This window comes from Halomonas sp. (assembly GCF_029263665.1).
Taxonomy (GTDB): Bacteria; Pseudomonadota; Gammaproteobacteria; order Pseudomonadales; family Halomonadaceae; genus Halomonas.
In genome coordinates, this window is sequence record NZ_JAJUFQ010000021.1 from 24,935 (window position 1) to 44,185 (window position 19,251).

General features: G+C 57.3%; 12 protein-coding genes. 6 read left to right on the top strand and 6 right to left on the bottom strand.

Annotation, left to right across the window (positions count from 1 at the left end; translation table 11 throughout):
* Nucleotides 1–96: 96 nt before the first annotated feature.
* The 4 genes from Q1K07_RS17175 to Q1K07_RS17190 all read right to left on the bottom strand — a co-directional run bounded on the left by Q1K07_RS17175 (nucleotide 97) and on the right by Q1K07_RS17190 (nucleotide 8,277).
* Nucleotides 97–3,483 carry a hypothetical protein gene (locus Q1K07_RS17175; protein WP_300313772.1) on the bottom strand — a complete coding sequence of 1,129 codons (3,387 nt, stop codon included), beginning with the start codon at nucleotides 3,481–3,483 and terminating at the stop codon, nucleotides 97–99.
* A gap of 251 nt (nucleotides 3,484–3,734) precedes the next feature.
* Complete coding sequence (locus Q1K07_RS17180) at nucleotides 3,735–3,926, bottom strand: hypothetical protein (RefSeq protein WP_300313775.1); 192 nt, start codon at nucleotides 3,924–3,926, stop codon at nucleotides 3,735–3,737.
* A gap of 291 nt (nucleotides 3,927–4,217) precedes the next feature.
* Nucleotides 4,218–6,410: a YccS family putative transporter gene (gene yccS / locus Q1K07_RS17185; RefSeq protein WP_300313778.1), complete on the bottom strand. Its 2,193-nt coding sequence runs from the start codon at nucleotides 6,408–6,410 to the stop codon at nucleotides 4,218–4,220.
* A 139-nt stretch (nucleotides 6,411–6,549) separates the two neighbouring features.
* On the bottom strand, nucleotides 6,550–8,277 hold the full coding sequence (locus Q1K07_RS17190) for a formate--tetrahydrofolate ligase (RefSeq protein WP_300313781.1): 1,728 nt from the start codon (nucleotides 8,275–8,277) through the stop codon (nucleotides 6,550–6,552).
* A 267-nt stretch (nucleotides 8,278–8,544) separates the two neighbouring features.
* On the opposite strand from Q1K07_RS17190, the gene Q1K07_RS17195 reads away from it, so the two are divergent.
* Nucleotides 8,545–9,624 carry a GlxA family transcriptional regulator gene (locus Q1K07_RS17195; protein ID WP_300313784.1) on the top strand — a complete coding sequence of 360 codons (1,080 nt, stop codon included), beginning with the start codon at nucleotides 8,545–8,547 and terminating at the stop codon, nucleotides 9,622–9,624.
* Nucleotides 9,625–9,683: 59 nt separating this feature from the next.
* Here the strand turns inward: Q1K07_RS17195 and Q1K07_RS17200 are convergent, their stop codons facing one another.
* The gene (locus Q1K07_RS17200; RefSeq protein WP_300313787.1) at nucleotides 9,684–12,251 is read right to left on the bottom strand and encodes an FAD-dependent oxidoreductase; all 2,568 of its coding nucleotides are present in this window, start codon (nucleotides 12,249–12,251) and stop codon (nucleotides 9,684–9,686) included.
* 398 nt (nucleotides 12,252–12,649) lie between these two features.
* Between Q1K07_RS17200 and Q1K07_RS17205 the strand changes: the two genes are divergently transcribed.
* From Q1K07_RS17205 to nhaC, 5 genes are all read left to right on the top strand, one after another.
* Nucleotides 12,650–13,846 carry a glycine cleavage T C-terminal barrel domain-containing protein gene (locus Q1K07_RS17205; protein ID WP_300313790.1) on the top strand — a complete coding sequence of 399 codons (1,197 nt, stop codon included), beginning with the start codon at nucleotides 12,650–12,652 and terminating at the stop codon, nucleotides 13,844–13,846.
* A 14-nt stretch (nucleotides 13,847–13,860) separates the two neighbouring features.
* A complete protein-coding gene (locus Q1K07_RS17210; RefSeq protein WP_300313793.1) occupies nucleotides 13,861–14,769 on the top strand; it encodes a methylenetetrahydrofolate reductase in 909 nt (302 codons plus the stop codon).
* A gap of 172 nt (nucleotides 14,770–14,941) precedes the next feature.
* On the top strand, nucleotides 14,942–15,529 hold the full coding sequence (gene aroQ, locus Q1K07_RS17215) for a gamma subclass chorismate mutase AroQ (RefSeq protein WP_300313796.1): 588 nt from the start codon (nucleotides 14,942–14,944) through the stop codon (nucleotides 15,527–15,529).
* A gap of 301 nt (nucleotides 15,530–15,830) precedes the next feature.
* The gene (locus Q1K07_RS17220) at nucleotides 15,831–16,097 is read left to right on the top strand and encodes a DksA/TraR family C4-type zinc finger protein (protein ID WP_300313798.1); all 267 of its coding nucleotides are present in this window, start codon (nucleotides 15,831–15,833) and stop codon (nucleotides 16,095–16,097) included.
* Nucleotides 16,098–16,311: 214 nt separating this feature from the next.
* Entirely contained in the window at nucleotides 16,312–17,832 is a 1,521-nt protein-coding gene (gene nhaC / locus Q1K07_RS17225; RefSeq protein WP_300313801.1) for a Na+/H+ antiporter NhaC, read from the top strand.
* 85 nt (nucleotides 17,833–17,917) lie between these two features.
* On the opposite strand, the gene Q1K07_RS17230 is transcribed toward nhaC, so the two are convergent.
* Nucleotides 17,918–19,198: an MgtC/SapB family protein gene (locus tag Q1K07_RS17230; RefSeq protein WP_300313803.1), complete on the bottom strand. Its 1,281-nt coding sequence runs from the start codon at nucleotides 19,196–19,198 to the stop codon at nucleotides 17,918–17,920.
* Between the last annotated feature and the right edge of the window lie 53 nt (nucleotides 19,199–19,251).

The following is a 19,251-nucleotide window of genomic DNA, read 5'->3' on the forward strand; positions in this document are numbered from 1 at the left end:
GATGGGGCTTTCCTATCATAGGTAGAAAGCGAGAATGATCGCGGCAGTGCTTGTCGCGATCATTTCAGGCTTGGCACCGCCAGAACTCGCGGAACGTTATGACACCTCCTCCTGGCCTTTGGCTTTTTCCAACCAAAGGGCGATGTCCTCGTCGCTGAACATATCGTCTCTGGTGCTTTCTCCGTAGCGCATGGTGTCCAGCAAGTCCATGAAGCGTGGATGATCGAGCATGAACTGAGCCGCTTCCTGCTCTTGAGGACTCCAGTTACCTTCCTCACCCTTGGCGATCTTTTTCAGGTCATCAATACTGACGATCATATCTCCGCCAAATTGCTGTCCCCACGCTGTCCAGCTTCCATCAATGACATCGATGATATCGCGATTTTCTTCATAGAAAGATGCTCCAAATACACTAAGGGCATTGTTATGAAGCGCTTCATTGAGGCGGTTGCTCGATGAACCATTTTCCGATGGCGTCGAGATAAAATTTTCCCACTCGCTTTGCTGGTATTTGAAAATGCTCTCGTCCATAGGTGCATCGCGACCACCATAGTGATGAAAGGAGTAGCGTGCATATTCGACCTTGTCACCCCAGTCTGACTGCAGCAGGCCAATATTGGCCAGATCCTTGAACCACTGGCCTTCCTTGTCAGTGGCCTGCTGTTTTTTATCATGCTCGACAAAGAAGCTGATGATGCTGCCAATCACCCCCAATACGGCAGTAAGGAGAAACAGCGGACCTGTAAGCGCGGCCCCGAGCGTACTCCCCATGAAGCCTGCTACACCGCTTGCACCTGCAATGAGACCGATGCCACCGGTAGCCACATCTATACCGCCCTGGGCCTTGGTGAGCTCGTGCCCCGACTGAATGCCATTGTTGATGGTAAAGGCCCCGAGGACGATGCCGGCGATGCCCCCTGCAATATCGGTAGCAGGTCCAATAACCTTCAGGGCAGAAGCGGCCAGCTTGGACGCAATGCCTGGTGCCACCTTGGCGCCGCCCTTGGTTTCAATGGATTCAGATATCAGGCTTTCGAGCTTATCCCCATTGGGGAAGTCCGAGTACACGGCTTCCTTCATGGAAGAATAATTAGTTGAAAGCTTTTCATAGATGGCTTTTTTAATATCTTCTGATATCGGTGTTCCTGCAGCATTTTTAAACTTTCCAAGATCGATGCTCTTGTCCTTTCCCCATATTTCAGGAACGGATTTATCCAGACCAAGGAAATCTATCAGATTACCTTTTCCAAGGGTTTCTGCTACGGCACTACCGAGTTTGACGAAGTGTTCTGAACCACCGGCAAAGCTGAGAAAATCTCTTGCAATTCCGAGGCGCTCCAAGGGCTCGTCACCAAGCTGCCCACCCTTGCCAACCAACTGATAAATACCTGAGAAAAGGGAGACACCACTGCTGAGTGAGCCAAGAAGTCCCTTCTGGTTGAGAAAATCAAGAATCTTACCGATATTTCCACGCTCAGCCACAGAGAGATATGTCCCGGAGGCGAGAGCCGTATTGATATCCGCCTGACTGATCTTGCCGTGCCACTCAAACTTTTCTCCCAGCTCCTTGAGCGCCTTATCCACATCCCCTGCGGTCTTGTTGTTTCCAAGCGTCTCGTTGATGAATTTTTCATAGGTGGATTGAAGTCGGCGGGGCATATCAATCCCACCCTTGATCAATCCCTTGATGAGCAAGAAAAGGTCCTTGGTGGCTAGGGCCTGATTCTCTTCTGTCACCTTGCTTGCGTCACCCATGATGGCATTAAGGTCGACGATCAATGCATCACGCTGGATCTTTTGTGCTGCACGAGTTGCGGCATCTTCATCGAATACCGCGAGGGAGCTGAGCACGTTGTTCAAGTCTTGCATTGCTGCTTCATCAAGCCCCTGGTTTTTCAGGGACTCAAGGTATTTTATATACTCTGGATTTTCGACGAGATCTCTCAGCTGGCTTTCAATCTGTTCCTTGTTATCAAGCTTGGTCAGGGCGCTGTTGATCTTTTTCTTGTAATCACTATGAATGGTTTCATTGCTGAACAAGGATGTCAGCTCTTCTACAAGCTTGGGGCCGTCAATGATGTCGTGCATATCGGCGGCAGTCAGTTGGGTGGGGTCATCGTCGAATTTTCTGGTTGTTCCAACGACAAGGTCGCCAAATATCTTGTCAACCTTTTCTTCATAGCCGGTGATGGAGTGGCCATTCTGGTAGGCCGCTTGTGCTTCTATCGCAATGACCAATTTAGCGCGTGGATCATCCTTGTTGATCTTTCCGTCTTCAAGAAGCTGACGATAGTCGTCGAGCAAGGACTTTGTGGCTAACTCACCAACGCTCATGGTGGGAGAGCCATTGTCGTTTTCATCGACATGGACGCCAGTGTCCATATTCATGACATCTATGTCGCTTGGCTTGGGAAGGCCAAAGGCCTCACGGCCCGTGTCACGAGTGCTATCTATATTGAACCAACTATTCGACGTTTCGCTGACCTTGTCATAGAGCTGTGGGCTGATTTCTTTGGAAACAATGAATTTTCCTTCGCTTGTTTCATAGCGGATCAAGCCATTACCCAGTTCTTCTACACTGCCAACAACCGTAATATCACCCTGCTCAAGGTAGTCATTGGGACCAGAAAGCTGGTAGCCATCCTGTATGCTGTCACTGATGATGTCGTGAGTTTCTTTGGCTTGCTCCACCTTGCCGAATAGTTCAGGCGTCAGGTCCTTTGACACAACTACCTTGTCACCACTCTCGGTCTGATAGGTGATTATGTCGGCGCCGATTTCGAGCTGCTTGTACTGAGTAGGTCCTGGTGCCGTGTCATTGTGACCAGCAAGCGTTGCCCCATTTCTCTCGGCCTGCTCAATTGCACCACGCTTGTCAGGGTTGGTGAGTATTTCATGCATGCCGCTGAGGTAGGTGTATAGGTCGGGGTTGCTGTCATACGACACGATCACCTTGTCATCGCCATTCTGGTAGCGTATCAGACCCGGTCCCATTTCCCCCTCGGGTCCCACAGTAGTACCTGCGACAGGAGGCCAGGAGGTTTCTTGGCCACCCAGCCGATAGCCTTGCTCTTCGCTTTTATTGATTCCCTTCAACTGCGCGTAGTCATGACTGACTTTGGCATACAGCTCAGGGGTGTCGCGATCGCTGATAACGAACTTCTCACCTTTCTGATTTTCGTAGCGGATCAGTCCTGGCGCGACTTCATCAGGTGGACCGATGTACAAGTAATCGATTGGTGTCTGTTCACCTTCAGCATCGGTTTCTGCATGCTGATAGCCTTCGTTTTCGCTTTTTGAAATACCCTCGCGCAGCGTTTCATCGCTACCTGCCTCCTTCTCATGCGAGGCAGGATCAGGATCTTTCGCCGTCTTGTTTTTCAGACTCAAGTCATCAAGCGTCTTTTTCCATAGCGTTTGGTTGTCCGTATTATGCGAACCTACTGGTGAATGACTTGAGACTGAATGATTTGGTGTTGTCATGGTGCATTCCTGCCAGGCTGAGGGAGGACAAGCAAGTACCGGGTATTGTGCTTTTATATATGCTATTTAGACTATCCATTTCAGCCAGGTTCAGAGTATATCCTCAATGGAGAATATTCTGTGGTTAGAAGGAAAGTATTGATATGAGAAGGAAACTTTACTGGTGTTATGGGGATTTCCGCCAACCATCCAGATGGTGGCGGAAATCACAGGCTAGGGGTATGGCCACTACCCACCAGATATTGATGGCATCAGTTATTGGGCCGAGATGACCTTGCAGTATCAACCTCTGTATTGCCTTCAGTCTTGGCCTTGCTCACTTCCATGGATTTTTTTGCAGCTTCTTCGAATACCTGCTTTAGCTGGTTGACATCGATGCCTCCGCCACTACCAGCCCCTTCTACGGCAGCTTCTTTTCTTGACTTCAATTCGAAAAATGACATGGGAGCCTCCATTGCTTTTATTCAAATTTTATCTTGTTCAATAGGCAGTAAAGATATGAATATCTTTTGAATAAGAGGTATAGATATACGATCATCATTTACCGCTCATCATAAAGACTAGAAGAAGGGATTGTTTCTCACCATGACAAAACCACGGTTTTTTTAAAAGCAATAGATAATGTTAGCTAATTGATTTTTATAGAAAACTTGTTCCTGTGCGGTATCAATTTAACAAAATCACCGATGGAACCCAGGAAATAACACCGTAATGGTAGAACTCCCGAAGCGCCGTTAACCGGCGCCTACGATGAGCCTTTCAGAGGTTTCTCTAAGGGGAGCAAGCTGGCGGCAGATCAGGGCCAGCTGTATCTGCAGCAGGCGCTTGGCATCTTCTGGTGCCTCTTCTGCAAGCGTGTCCTGTGCATTGGCTTCAACTTCCCATTGGGTGTCATCCAGTTCAATGGGGTGGCGCTGCGTCAATTGTGTAGCCAAGGTCTCCAGTGCAACGGCAACGCTTTCCACGCATTCCAGCCACTGCTTGTCCTGTGTCTGGTCCAGGCGAGTCTCCCCACGATGGGCGCCCAGTGCCGAAAGGTAATTCAGCAGCGTATGGGAATGCACCAGGAAGCGCAGCCCGATATCGGCATCGCGCCGGAAATGCCCCGGCTCCTGCTGGATATTGCCTAGCAGGGTTGCGAGCGCAGCATCCGCATTATGTGCATTGCGTCGTGCCAGACGGTACGCCAGGTCATCGCGCTTCCCCTGTGCATATTGAGCAACAATTTCCCGCAGGTAAGCAGCGCTGTTCGTTAATGTGAAAGCCGCCTGTTGATGCAGGCTACGCCCCTGCCAGTCGGGTAGCACCAGCATCACGGCCAGACCCGCAATCGCGGCGCCAATCAGCGTATCGAACAGGCGAGGCCAGATCAGGCCAAAGCCGTCGCCGACTTGGTTGAAACAGCACAATACCATCAGGGTGATGAAGGCTGTTGCCAGCGTGTAGCGGCGTGCTCGGGTGGCGAAGAAGGCAACACCAGCAACAACGGCAATCAGTGCCTGCATGGACTCCGCCGGAAATAGCGTAATCAGTGCCCAGCCAGCGACCAGCCCCAGGATGGTCCCTTGAATGCGCTGGCGCAGAAAGCGTTGTGTCGCACCAAAGCTGGGGCGGCACACAAACACACTGGTCAGCAGTATCCAGTAGCCTTGTGTCGGGTGAATCCAGTGCAGCACACCGTATCCCACTGTCAGCGTCACACTGAGCCGCAATGCATGGCGAAAGATGGGTGAAGACGGTGTCAGGTGGTGGTGGATTCTCTCTGCGACATCCCGCCAGCCGTTGGGGGAACGGTCGTAAAGACTGTTGTCTTCGTCTTCCGCCAGTGCGTCCGGGTTATAGGCACTGGCCAGACGCGCTTCCAGCGTCGCCAGATTATCGGCCAATGCGTTGAGCGATCGTAACAACCCAAGCCACTCACTGCGCTGCTGTGCTCGCAGATGATCCAACGAAGCGTATAGATCCTCCAGCGCTTGGGCGCTCTGGCTATGATCAAAAGGGCGGTTCAGCAACAGTGCCTTGCTTAATGCCTGGCAAGCCTGTCCCTGTTGATTCAGGAGACGCTGGACACGAAACAGGATGTCATGGTGAAAGAAGGCTCCTGCCAGTTCGCCATAGGGGGTATGGGACGAACTGGCGCGCTCATGAATGTCCTGGGCAATGAAGTAGAGGCGCAGGTAACGGTTCAGCTTGGATCTGCCGTTCTGGTGTTCCAGGCGTCGAAAGATCATCTCCTTGGCCTGGTTGAGCGCCTCGACCACGCGCCGATTCTGCTGTGCCAGCGCCAAGCGCTGGCCTTCTACATCCATGTCTCGCAATGGTTCGAACAGCGTTGCCTTCAGCTGCAGGTAAACGCCTAGTTCGCGAAATACTTTTGCAATGCTCAGCTTGATAGGGTGGCGAGAAAAAAACGCACACCAGATCACGGAAATGATGCCATACCAGGCGGCTCCGAGTACCAGCAGCAGCGGCTCGTGCCAGAGTTCTCCCATGGAGACACCGCCCCGCTGCTCTATGCTGATCATGGTGTAGATCGCCAGGATCAGGGTCGCTGTGGCGATAGTGGCATAGCGCTGGTTCACCGCGCCCAGCATGGTCATACCAAAGGTAGAGACGGCCAGCCCCACGACAAACCACCAAGGATGGGAAAAGGTCAGCTCCACGGCCAGTGCGGCCACAGTGAAGCAGACCAGGGTGACCAGTAATGCCTGCAGTCGTCCCTTCCAGCTATCGTCAGTTTCTGCCAGCGCACTGGCGATGATGCCAAGAAACAACGGCGTCAATTTGCTCATGTCGCCTAGCTGCCAGCACAGCGCCATCACGCTGCCCAGCGCAAGGAAGACGCGCAGACTGTAGGTAAAGGAAGAGAGCGTCCATAAGCGACGCAGGGTTTGATCAAGAGAAGGGAACAGTCGCGCAGAGGTCATTGGGCATTATTATAGGTACGGGATTTAGACCAAAGTATAACGAATGTGGCTCTGTTGCTGAATAGTGCCATTTGCCCATTCATGAGGTCCATCGACGACTCAAGCGAAGGTATCCGACGCTCGAGTCGGAACCCCTGCCTCAGTTGAGATTGATCGTTTCTCCATCCTCGTCGATATCGATGCGAGTAGCGGCCGGTGATGTGCTGAGCCCGGGCATGGTGCGTATATCACCGGCAAGTGCATAGACGAAACCGGCTCCGGCAGAAAGGCGCACTTCGCGCACCGGCAGGCGCCATCCTGTGGGGGCGCCGAGTTGCTTTGGATCGGCGGAGAGCGACTGGTGCGTCTTGGCGATGCATACCGGCAGGTTGCCATGCCCTTGGCGTTGCCAAGTATCGAGTCGCTCACGGGCCTGGGGAGCGAAGTCGACACCATTGGCACCATAGAGGCGAGTCGCGATACGCCCGATCTTGTCGGCCAACGGCAACTCGGCAGGGTAGAGGAAGTGAAAGTCGCTTTTGCTCTCGGCGGCTTCCGCTATCGCTTCGGCCAGGGCCAGGGCTCCCTCTCCGCCATCACGTACATGAGTGGAGACCTCTGCACGTACGCCTACCGAGGCGGTCAGTTCACGGATTGCTGCGTGCTCGCTGGGGTGATCGCTGGGAAAGGCGTTGATGGCCACCACTGGAGTGAGGCCGTGGGCGCGTACATTATCGATTTGCTTGAGCAGGTTGGCGCCGCCTTCGAGCACTTCATCCGGATGCTCCGCCAACAGCGAGGCAGGCAAGGGCTGACCAGCGACCACCTGATGGCGACCGCTGTGATACTTGAGGGCACGCACCGTGACCACCAGCACGGCAGCATCGGGTGTCAGGCCGGAGGTGCGGCACTTGATATTGAAAAAGCGCTCCGCGCCCATGTCGGCACCAAAGCCTGCCTCGGTGACCAGGAAGTCACTGGTGTGCAGGCCGATGTGGTCGGCGATGATCGAGGAGTTGCCGTGGGCGATATTGCCGAAGGGGCCTGCGTGGATCAGTGCTGGAGCGTGTTCCAGTGTCTGCAGCAGGTTGGGCTTGAGTGCCTCCTTGAGCAATACCGTCATGGCACCGGCAGCGCCGATATGTTCGGCAGTGACTGCCTGCCCTTCACGGTCCAGTCCCACTATCAGACGACCCAGCCGTCGGCGCAGGTCGGCAAGCGAATCCGCCAGGGCCAGTACGGCCATGACCTCGGAAGCCGCGGTGATCTCGAAGCCTCCCTGGCGGGGCATGCCATTTCCACGGCCTCCCAGGCCCAGCACGATGTTCCTCAGCGCGCGGTCGTTGAGGTCGATGACTCTCTGCCAATGGATCTCGCGAGGGTCCAGCTCGGGCGCCAGGCGATGATGCAGGTGGTTGTCCACCATGGCTGCCAGCAGGTTGTGGGCTGCTGCCACGGCATGCAGGTCGCCTGTCAGGTGCAGGTTGATGCGCTCCATGGGCAGCACCTGGCTGTAGCCACCACCGGTCGCCCCGCCCTTGAGCCCGAGGGTGGGGCCCATGGAGGGCTGGCGCAAGGCCACGGTGGCGGTGTATCCCAGGCGTTGTAGTCCTTGCACCAAGCCGATGGCGGTCGTCGTCTTTCCCTCGCCGGGTGGGGTCGGGGTCATCGAAGTCACTACCACGTAACGTCCCCGCGGACGCTGGCTCAGGACTGACATGGCTAGCAGGTCGATCTTGGCGATGCCTCGTCCGTAAGGTTCCACTGCCTCGCCTGGCAGATCCAGATGGTGGGCAATCTCCTCGATTGGCCAGAGCCTGGCAGCCCGGGCAATGCTCAAATTGTCGCTCGCCCCTGCCGGGACCTGTTCGCTTGCCTGGATGGCCATCGGCATGCCTCCCCCAGCTCTGTATGCAACCTTTCGCTCTGTCGTACAACTCCAGTTCTTTAGTACAGCCTTCAGCTCAGTATCGCGCGCCATTCGGCATGAGGTTGCCTGGTGGCGTCAATGGCCTTGGGCACAGCGACATATGCGGTGAACAATGAGCGTGGCGTTGGTCAAAGGAATAGGCTATGCCTAGTGGGATGGTTTGCGGAGATGGTTCTGTGGAGAGGGTTCTGTCGCCGTCTGCACCCGAGAGTGGAAGGAGGTGTGATGTCAACCTCCATACCGGCCAAGGGACACTATGATATCGGCTTCCTGCTGCTGCCGGGCTTTTCCCAGCTTGCCTTTACCTCGGCGCTGGAGCCGCTGCGCATGGCCAATCATCTGGCCGACCGCATTCTCTACACTTGGCACCTCGTGAGTCGCGATGGGGCGGCCGTGACGGCCAGCAATAATGTGGCCACCGCGGTGGATCAAGCGCTGGAACCCATGCCGGCACTGGATCTGTTGCTGGTATGTGGTGGTCTCGAGGTCCAGCGTTACGATGATCGTGCGACCCTGTCATGGCTCCGGCGACTGGCTGAACGGCGCATTCCCCTGGGCGCGGTGTGTACCGGTGGCTACGTGCTGGCTCGAGCGGGGCTGCTGGATGGCTATCGCTGTACCCTGCATTGGGAACACATATCCAGCCTTCATGAGGCACAACGTTTCCCCAACGTGACCTTCACCTCTCAGCTGTTCGTCATGGACCGCGATCGCTATACCTGCTCGGGAGGCATCGCTCCCCTGGACATGATGCTCAACCTGATTGGTCGCCAGCAGGGACTGGCGCTGGCCGAGTCGATTGCCGAGGAGTTCATTCACGAACGTATTCGCGGGGTGACCGATCGCCAGCGTATGCCGCTGAGGCTTCGGCTGGGCCACAGCCATCCCAAGCTGGAGGAGGTGGCCAATCTGATGGATGCCAATCTCCAGGAACTGCTGGGGCTCGATGAACTGGCCAGTTATGCCGGGCTATCGCGGCGTCAACTGGAGCGATTGTTTCAACGCTATGTGGGCTGTCCACCGCTCAGGTTCTACCTGGAATTACGGCTGGCTCGAGCCCGCCTGCTGTTGTTGCAGACCCATATGCCGATTACCGAGGTGGCCCTGGCCTGCGGCTTCGTTTCGCCGACGCACTTCACCAAGTGCTATCACGACCATTTCGGTCACTCTCCGAGCAGTGAGCGCAAGCGCCGCCACGAGCGCCAGGCCGATCTTATCGAGCCGTCCGAGGTCAAGGCGCTGTCGGAAAATGACAGCCAGCCACCGCTGGATGGCGCAGGGGAAAGCGAAGACGTGCTCTCCTAGGTTCGCATGCCTGGCCTAGGTTCATGCATGCCTGGCCTAGGTGTTTGCATGCCTGGGGCTCAGCTGCGTGGGCGAATATTCTCCGCATCATACAGCGCGCGGTAACCCACCGCTGCTACTCGCATCGGGTAATGTTCGCCGAAGTATTCCAGCAGCAGGGCGCGGCCTTCCTTGGCATGACTTGCTGGCAGGTAGCCCAGGGCGATGTTGCAGCCTATCGAAGGACCGTAAGCCATGCTGGTGGTATAGGAGCGTCGACCCAGGGCATCCACCGGGACTTCGCCATTATCCGGATCGAGCAATGGCGACTGGCCGACCGGATAGCGTGCCTGGCCCGCACCATCAAGGTGTGACTCCATCACCAGCGTACACAGGTAGGCCGGCTGGCGATCACGCTCGCGCTGCGCCAGATGGGCGGCCTTGCCATGGAAGTCCAGGTTCTTGACCTTGGGTCGGGCCAGGCCGGCTTCCAGCAGGTTGTAGTCGGTGAGCAGGTCGACATTCTGCAGGCGCAGGCTCTTCTCCAGGCGGCGGCTGTTGGCGTAGGTCTCGATGCCCACCGGCGGCACTCCGGCCTCGAACAGCAGGTCCCATAGGGCCAGGCCATAGCTGAAGGGGACGTAGAGTTCCCAGCCCTGCTCGCCGACATAGGAAATGTGGAAAGCCCACACCGGAAGGCCACGCACCCGGATTTCCCGCGCACTGGCGAAGGGGAAACACTCGCTGGTCAGTTCTTCGGGGCTGTCGGCCAGCGTCTGCAGGATACGCCGGGCATTGGGCCCCCACAGGCCCAGTGTGGCCAGGCTGTCGCTGCGATCTTCCAGGTGCCAGCGCGTCAGCCCCGCATCCTCGGCTCGCCGGATGATCCACATCAGGTCGCGATGGCCGGTATCACCGCCGCAGATCACCCGGAAGCTGTCCCTGGCCAGGCGGACGATGGTCAGATCAGAGTGGACGCCGCCACGGGCATCGAGGAAGTGGGTGTAGACGCCCTTGCCGAGGGGCGTGTCGCCGCCGACCTTGGCCACAGAGAGATATTCCAGCAGGGCTTCGGCATCGCGACCGGAGATGTCGTAGATGGCGAAGTGGGAAAGGTTGATCATGCCCACATTCTCGCTGAGCGCCAGGTGCTCGGCGTTGGAGACTCGCCAGAAGTGGCGGGCATCCCATTCCACCGGACGTTCGGGCACCTCATCGAGATAGTGCGCCAGGCGTGTCTCATTGGCGGCGTAGCCGTGGGCGCGTTCCCAGCCTGCTGTTTCCATGAAGTAACCACCGAGTTCACATTCCCGCGGCCAGAAGGGGCTGCGCCTCAGGTTGCGCCCACTCTCGAAAGGCTCGCGGGGGTGTACTGCGGGATCGTAGATCTTGCGAGCGATTTCCTCGCAGCGGCCGTACACGTGATGTGGTGTCTTCTGCACAGGATAGAAGCGGGCAATATCGATGCCGCAAGGGTCAATCGAGGGATGCCCGTCGGTGATCCAGTCAGCGAGGATCTTGCCCATCCCGGGGCCGTCCTTGACCCATACGGCTTCGCAGCACCATAGGCCACGGGTTTCCGGCGCTTCACCTATTAGAGAACCTCCATCCGAGGTGACCGACAGCAGGCCATTGAAGGAGTGCTTCTCGTCCCAGCCGAGTTCGCCAAGTAGCGGCGTGAGCTCCACGGCTCGCTCGAACGGATCGGCAATCTGTTCAGCTTCCAGGTCATGCATGGAAGGAGATAGCCGGGCCTGTTCCCGGGAAAGAATATCGCGCGGCTGAACCAGGCGGGGGTGAGTGGTTTCGTAATAGCCCCACTCCAGCATTCCTCCTTCCGTGGAGCTGGGATCACCGGTGTCACGCATATAGGCGGAGTTGCCCTGATCACGCATCAGCGGATAGCCGATTTCCTTGCTGGTGCCGGCGAAGGTATCGAAGGGACCGAAGAACATCAGAGGATGCTCCACCGGCATCAATGGCAGTGCCACCCCCGCCATGGCTGCCGGCAGCGGACCCCAGATACCGCAGGCGAGAATGACCACGGGGGTGGCGATATAGCCTTTGGCTGTCTGGACACCGCATACCCGGCCGTCCTGGACATCGATGTCCTGTGCCGCTGTGTCGGCAAAGGCGCGCAGGTGACCACTTTCCACGGCACGCTCGACCAGTTCGCCGGCCACGCGTTGTGAGCGCGGTACCACCAGGCCGGCATCGGGGTCCCACATGCCGCCCAGCACCAGCTCGCGCTTGATCAGGGGAAAACGTTCCACCACCTCATCGGCGTCGATCATGCGGACGTTGGTGCCGAAGGCCTTGCCCGAGGCAACCTTGCGCTGCAATTCGGCCAGACGCGCTTCGTCGCCGACCCGAGCGATCTCGATGCCGCCAACCCGGTGGTAGTGTCCCATCGCTTCATAGAACTGGCGGCTGTAAGTGGTGGTGTAACACGCCATGCGGTCGTGGGAAGTCATGAAGCAGAAGTCGGAAGCGTGTGCGGTGGAACCGACATCGGTGGGAATGGCAGAGGTATCGATGCCCACCAGATGGGTCCAACCCCGTTCGATCAGGTGGTGGGACACCGAGGCGCCGACAATGCCGCCCAGGCCGATGATCACCGCGTCCGCTTGCGAGGGTAGGGTCGCCATGGCTTCCTCCGGGGAACGGTCTTCTTTCCGCAGCATACTTTCCGCAGCATAGGGCAGGGGTATGGCACCTCGCTATCCCGTGGCGACGCCTCCCTTGTTCGCGGCGACAAGTGGTTAGAGGGGCTGTCGCCAATGCCAAAGAGCTGGACGTCGGTAGCAAGATATTCTGCTGTCACCAGGTCTAGCTTGGAACAAAAGTGTCGAGTTCAAGAAGGCATCGAACCCTGGGGCTGACCGAGACCGCTCCTTGGTGTCGAGACAGATCTTCGTAACGGGGCCTCGAGATCGTGATGTCGTGATGAGAGCTCTGAGACAGCGCTTCGAGTTCGAGACATGGCCTTGGGGCGAGGATGTCGAGAAAGAACAACGAGGGTGTCGAGAAAGAACAGGAGGCGGTCATGAATCCAGCCATCGAGAGCATCCAGGACATTCAGGCAGCACCGGAAATCCTGCTTTACCCACGCATTCGCAAGTCACAGTTCTTCTATGCTTCGCGGCGTCATGGAGTGCGCAAGTACAGCGTCTACAACCACCACTATCACCCGCGTCTCTACACGGATCCGGTCGATGAGTACTGGGCCCTGGTTCAGGGTGTCACCCTGTGGGATGTGGGGGTGGAGCGCCAGATCGAGATCAGTGGTCCTGATGCCTTCACTTTCACTCAACGCCTGGTGCCTCGCGATATGCGTCAGTGCCAGGTAGGGCAGTGCAAGTATGTCTTCGTGACAGCTCCCGATGGCGGCATTCTCAATGACCCGGTGCTGCTGCGCATCGAGGAGAACCGTTTCTGGCTGTCGCTGGCCGATAGCGACATTGTGCTGTGGTGCCGTGGCCTGGCTTATCACTCTGGACTCGATGTCACCATCCAGGAAGTCGATGTGGCCCCTGTCCAGGTGCAGGGCCCCAGGGCCAAGGCAGTGATGGTCGACCTGTTCGGTGAAGAGGTACTGGCGATGCCTTACTACCACCTGATGGAGGCTGAGCTGGATGGCATGTCGGTGGTGATTTCCCGTACCGGGTATTCCGGCGAGATCGGCTACGAGATCTATCTGCGCGATGCCAGCCGCCATGGCGAGGCGCTCTGGCAGCGGGTCTTCGAGGCGGGAGCCCCCCATGACATGCAGGTCATCGGTCCGTGCCACATTCGTCGCATCGAGGGCGGCATCCTCGCCTTCGGCTGTGACATCTGGTACGACACCAACCCCTTCGAGGTGGGCATGGGCTATGACTGGATGGTCGACTTGCGCGGCGACGACGATTTCATCGGCCGCGCTGCCCTGGAGCGGATCAAGGCTGAAGGGGTATCGCGCAAGCTGGTGGGGGTGGAGATCGATGGCCCCAGCGTCGGCTACTTCACCGATGGTTCGATGATCGATGTCTTCCCGGTGCTGACACCCGGTGGCGAGCGTATCGGCCAGGTCACCTCGGCCACGCACTCGCCGCGCCAGGAGCGCAATATCGGTTACGCCATGGTGCCGCTGGCTTATACAGAGCTGGGCACGCCGCTGCGCATCGAGGCGAATACCGGCCTTCAGGACGCGGTAGTCGTGGCCAAGCCTTTCCACGATCCCAGCAAGGATATTCCCAAGGCCTGAGCTGAGGAGGCATCATGAATGATGTCAATCGTGCTGCCCTGACGGCGGCTTTTGTGCCCCCTGCCCGGACGGCGGTCCGCTTCGAGCTGTTGCCGATCGCAGGCATGCAGGATGCGGCCCGGGCTCTGCCCGAAGGCGCCGTGGTGACGGTGACCTGCTCGCCGCGCCACGGACTTGAGCGCACCCTGGAGGCAGCAGAGTGGCTTGTCGAAGCAGGGTTTCAGGTAGTTCCGCATCTTGCTGCACGGTTAGTGCGTGATCGTGCTCATCTGGAGTGTCTGCTCCAGCGTTTGGAGGTTGTGGGCATCGATGATGTATTCGTAGTAGGGGGAGATACCCAACGTCCGGTGGGCATCTTTCTTCATGGTCTGGCGCTGCTGGAGGCCATGAACGACTCGTCCTTGCGTCCCGTGTGCGTCGGGGTGCCAGCCTATCCCGAAGGCCACCACCACATTGACGCGTCACGCTTGCAGCAGGATCTGGAGGCCAAGGTGGCATTGGCTGATTATGCCGTCACTCAGCTGTGCTTTGAGGCACGACCGCTGTTGAGCTGGCGGGAATGGCAGAGGCAGCTTGGCTTCGAACTGCCAGTGCATGCCGGCATACCTGGGGTGATCGAGCGCAAGCGCCTGCTGAGCATCGCCCTGCGCCTGGGCATTGGCCCTTCCGTGAGATCGCTGCGGCGCCAGTCGCGGCGGATGAGCCGATGGCTGGGCGGATCCACCTATCACCCCGACACCTTGATGGAAGCCCTGGCGCCATCACTGGGAGATTCCGACAGTGGCTTTGCGGGCCTGCATGTCTACACCTTCAATCATGTCACCCCGACCCTGGTCTGGCTGGAGTCATTGAAGGAGCCTGGGCTGGCTCGATATGAAGGTGGCCAGGAAGAAGGGAGGAATCGCTTTGTGGAGGACGAATAATAGAGGCAGAGACGAATAACGGGAGTCTCGCTATCCTGATCGTCCTGGGATGACCACAAATGGAGATCAGATCGTCATGATGGCGGCGTTGATGAAAACCTCTCGCACACTACTTGCATGTGTACCTCTTTCTCGTGAGCCACTTTCTTGTGAACCAGTTTCTTGTGAACCAGTGTTGCGCGCCTCTTTGCGTGGGGCATTGTTTACCTGCCTCATGCTGGTGGCGCTGCTGTTCAACATCAGCCAAGCCGATGCCGAAACGCCTTCGAAAGATGCCAGGCAGACAGTGGATCAGTTGTTGACGCTGATTGATGAGCGACTGGCGATTGCGCCAGAGGTGGCAAAGGCCAAGTGGAATTCAGGTGCACCGATCAATGCACCGGAGAGAGAAGCGCAGATACTGGAACGCGTGGTAGCAGAAGCGGCAAGCGCCGGTGTCGATGAAGCCTTGGCCCAGACATTTTTCCAGCACCAGTTTGAAGCCAGCAAACAGGTTCAGCAGCGCCTTCATGAACAATGGCAGCAAGCGCAGCACCCACCCTTCGATGACGCCCCGGACCTGGCCAATGACATACGCCCCAAGTTAGATGAACTGACACCACAGCTGATCGGTGCGCTGCACGACTTCCAGGAAGTGGCCAAGACCCCCGGTATCGGAGCGTATCTCGAAGCACAGTCCACATTGCTTGTACAGGATGATGCTGCAGGCGCAGCTCAGGATGAGGCCTTGTCTCCCTTGTTCGAAGTGGCAGCTCCATAGGGAAACACTGCATAAACGCCTGCGCGGTGCTCACCATCCTCACCTATACCCCATAGGCTCCGGTGGTTGTGCTCCGTGCGCCTTGTGCGACCCACATGGATGTGGGAAGTGCGATGGTTCGTCAGGAACGAACATAGCCTTCATCCCGCTCGGCTGATTTATTCAGTGATTCCATAGGTTTCGAATAATGGTAACGGAGGGCAACGTGTTTCCCTTGGTGGGCCAGCTTTCCTGTCTTGTCCAATCGCCAGGTGACGTCATAAGCTAGACGGCTGGGCCGAATAAATACAAGGGGGCTGCAATGGCTGGCGGTTGGTCGAAAGACGGTGATGTCCAGGAACAGATCGACAACACGGTCGAGGATGCCGTGCATCGCTCGCGCAGTCGGTTGCCGCATGGTGAGAGCCTGCATCATTGTGAAGAATGTGACGAACCCATTCCCCAGGCACGCCGGGAAGCGCTGCCCGGAGTGCGTCTTTGCATCAACTGCCAGGCTGAGCGTGACAAGCACGAGAAAGCCTTCAGCGGTTATAACCGACGTGGCAGCAAGGATAGCCAGTTACGTTGAGTGGCCGACAGGTCTTCCGCCCTGCTCAGGGGTAGTAGGTCACCGAACGCATTGTCTTGCCGCTGACAAGCGGGTCTTGTCGTGAGCATGCCATGAAATCTGTCGCATTTGTTCAATCTTTCTGCGGGGTGGTGGCTATTAATGAAGGGTCCTTCCGGAGGTATTGGCATACCCCGGGGGAGTTGCGACAAAAATAACCACAAGGAGACCATCCATGGTCCAATCTCCTGCCACCCGGCCGGGGTTGCTACTGGCGTTGCTGCCCATCGTGCTGACGTTCGCTGTACTGGGCGTGCAGCTATTCATCTTCGATGACTTCACTCCGCATGTGCCCTTGATCATCGGTATTGCCATCACTGCGCTGGTAGGCCGCTATCTCGGCTTGAGCTGGGAGGAGATGGAAAAGGGCATGCTGCATGTGGTGAGCGTTGGCCTGCCGGCCGTAGGCATTCTCATGCTGGTGGGCATGATCACAGGCCTGTGGATCGCCAGTGGCACCGTACCGACATTGATCTACTACGGTCTGGAGCTATTGAGCCCGCAGATCTTCCTGGCTGCGGCCACTCTGCTATGTGCTCTGGTTTCCGTGTCTCTCGGAACTTCCTGGGGCACTGTCGGCACGGTGGGCCTGGCTTTGATGGGCATCGGGGCGGGGTTCGGCATTCCACCCTACTGGACGGCTGGCGCAGTAGTGTCAGGCGCCTTCTTCGGTGACAAGGTGTCCCCGCTTTCCGATACCACCAACCTGGCGCCAGCCGTCACGGGCGTGAACCTGTTCGATCACATCCGCAATTTGATGCCGACGACGCTACCATCGATGGCGATTGCTCTGGTCATATACCTGATGGTTGGGCAAGGCATGGTCGGCGACCAGGCAGCTTCCTTCGAGCGCATCTCCTCCATTACCGAAGGGCTGTCACAGCATTTCGATATTACTGCGACATCACTGTTGCCGGCGTTGGTGGTCATCGCCTTGGCGGTGTTGCGCTTCCCGGCACTGCCGGTGCTGTTCGTCGGTGTGCTGCTGGGGGGTGTCATGGCATTCCTGCAGCAGGGAGAAAGCATCAGTACGTTGTTCACCTTTGCTTTCTCGGGATATTCGATTGAAACCGGCGTGGCCGAGATCGATGGGCTGCTCAACCGTGGCGGCCTGCAATCGATGACCTGGGTGATCACCTTGCTGCTGATCGCCCTGTCGTTTGGCGGCATCCTCGAGCGGACGGGCTGCATGCATGCGATCATCTCGGCCATCGTGCGCCGAGTAAGAAGCTTTGGCGGGCTGCAGACCTCAGCCATCGCCAGTTCCATCAGCACCAACCTGGTGGCAGGTGACCCCTACCTTTCCATCACGCTGACTGGGCGCATGTTCGGTCCTGTCTATCGCGGTAAAGGGTATTCACTGCTCAATCTATCGCGGGCCACGGAAGAAGGCGGTACCTTGATTTCCCCCTTGATTCCATGGAACGCGGGCGGAGCAGTGGTCATCACTGCATTGGGTCTGAACAGCGGGGCTGGTGGCCTGGAAAGTCTGATGTACATTCCCCTGGCCTTTGCCTGCTGGATCTCTCCTCTGATCGGAGTGACGTATGCCTGGCTGGGCTGGTTCTCACCGCGTGCCAGCGAAAGTGAAGTGGCGCAGTGGCATGCCAATGGCGAGGAAATCATGGATTTCAATGTCTCCAGCCAATCTGACGCTGCTGTCAGAGGCGCCGATGTCGCCACTCGAATGCCCTGAAGCTGACATCGTGTGATGTGAAGAGTGCGCCCAGCCTGTCGAGCTGGGCGCCTTTGTTTTCGTCTTGCCGCTCTTTCTGGATTGCTCAAGCCAACCAGGCCAGCGCCAGACCTATCAGCAAGGAAAATACCATGGGTACTGCAACGCGGCTTTTCAGTCGGGGGGTACCGATGACGACGGCGACCCCAGCCTTGAACACATTATTGACGGTTGCAGCAATGACAATACCGAGAACAGCGGTAGAAGCATCAATTCTATCCGGCACCATACGCGCCAGCGAGAGGGTGATGGCGTCCAGGTCGGCGATACCGGATGAGGCTGCCAGGAGATAGATACCGGCATTACCCAGCCAATCTTGTAGCCATGTGCCTAGTACCATGATCATGGCCAGCAAGGTGCCAAGCAGCAGTGCGGTACGCAGTTCCAGAGGGTTCTTGCTCAGTTGGATTCGGTCGACCTTGAGCGTCCGATGTTGGGTGCGCCAGATATACAGTGCCGCAACGTAGAGCCCGACTCCCATAGTGGTTACCGGCAACCATAGTTGCGGCAGCAGGGTCGGGTTGATAACCGCGGCATACAGCAGGATGCGAGGAAACATGGTACCGCAGGCCACCAGGATTCCCGCTGCCAGCATGGGCCCCAATTCAGGGTGGCGGCGCGACTGACGGGAATAGTGCAGTGTCAGCGCAGTGGATGAACTGAGACCGGCGAACAGCCCAGTGAAGAGAATGCCTTTTTCAGCACCACCGACGCGGATAGCAAAGTAACCAACAAAGGAAATCGAGGCGATCAACACCACCAGCCACCAGATTTCGTAGGGATTGAGTACTTTGCCTGGTCCCATACCCTGATCGGGGAGTAGTGGCAACATCACGGCGCTGATCACCAGCAGCTTTAGGGCAGCATCGAGCTCATGGGATTGCAGCTTGTTCAGCAGACCGTGGATTTCATCCTTGTTGTCGAGAATCACCGCGGTAATGACCGCGATGGCCGTCGCAAGTGCCGGGTCAACGGAGACGGCGATGGCGCCAAAACAGAAGGTCAGCAATAGCCCAATCAAGCCGGTGATGCTGTAGTCGTGACTTTCAGCGACACGTTCCCTCCAGGCAACCAGGCTTATCGCAGCCACGGCCAGGAAAATCAGTGGAAATGCCCAGGAGGTGACCGCTTTCGACAGTAGCGCAGCGACTCCGCCAAGCAGCCCCACCAATGCATGAGTGCGAATACCCGCCACTCGCTCACCGGACTTCCGCTCTCGTGCCACCCAGCCTCGTTCGATACCGATCAAGGCACCCAACAGCAGGGCTATCCCGAGGCGAAAGGCGGTCTCATTGGCAGTAAGGAATTGGCTGGTGACATTATCCATGAGCAATGCTGATACCTTGCCAGGCTCTCTTGAATTGCTGCCATTACTTGCAT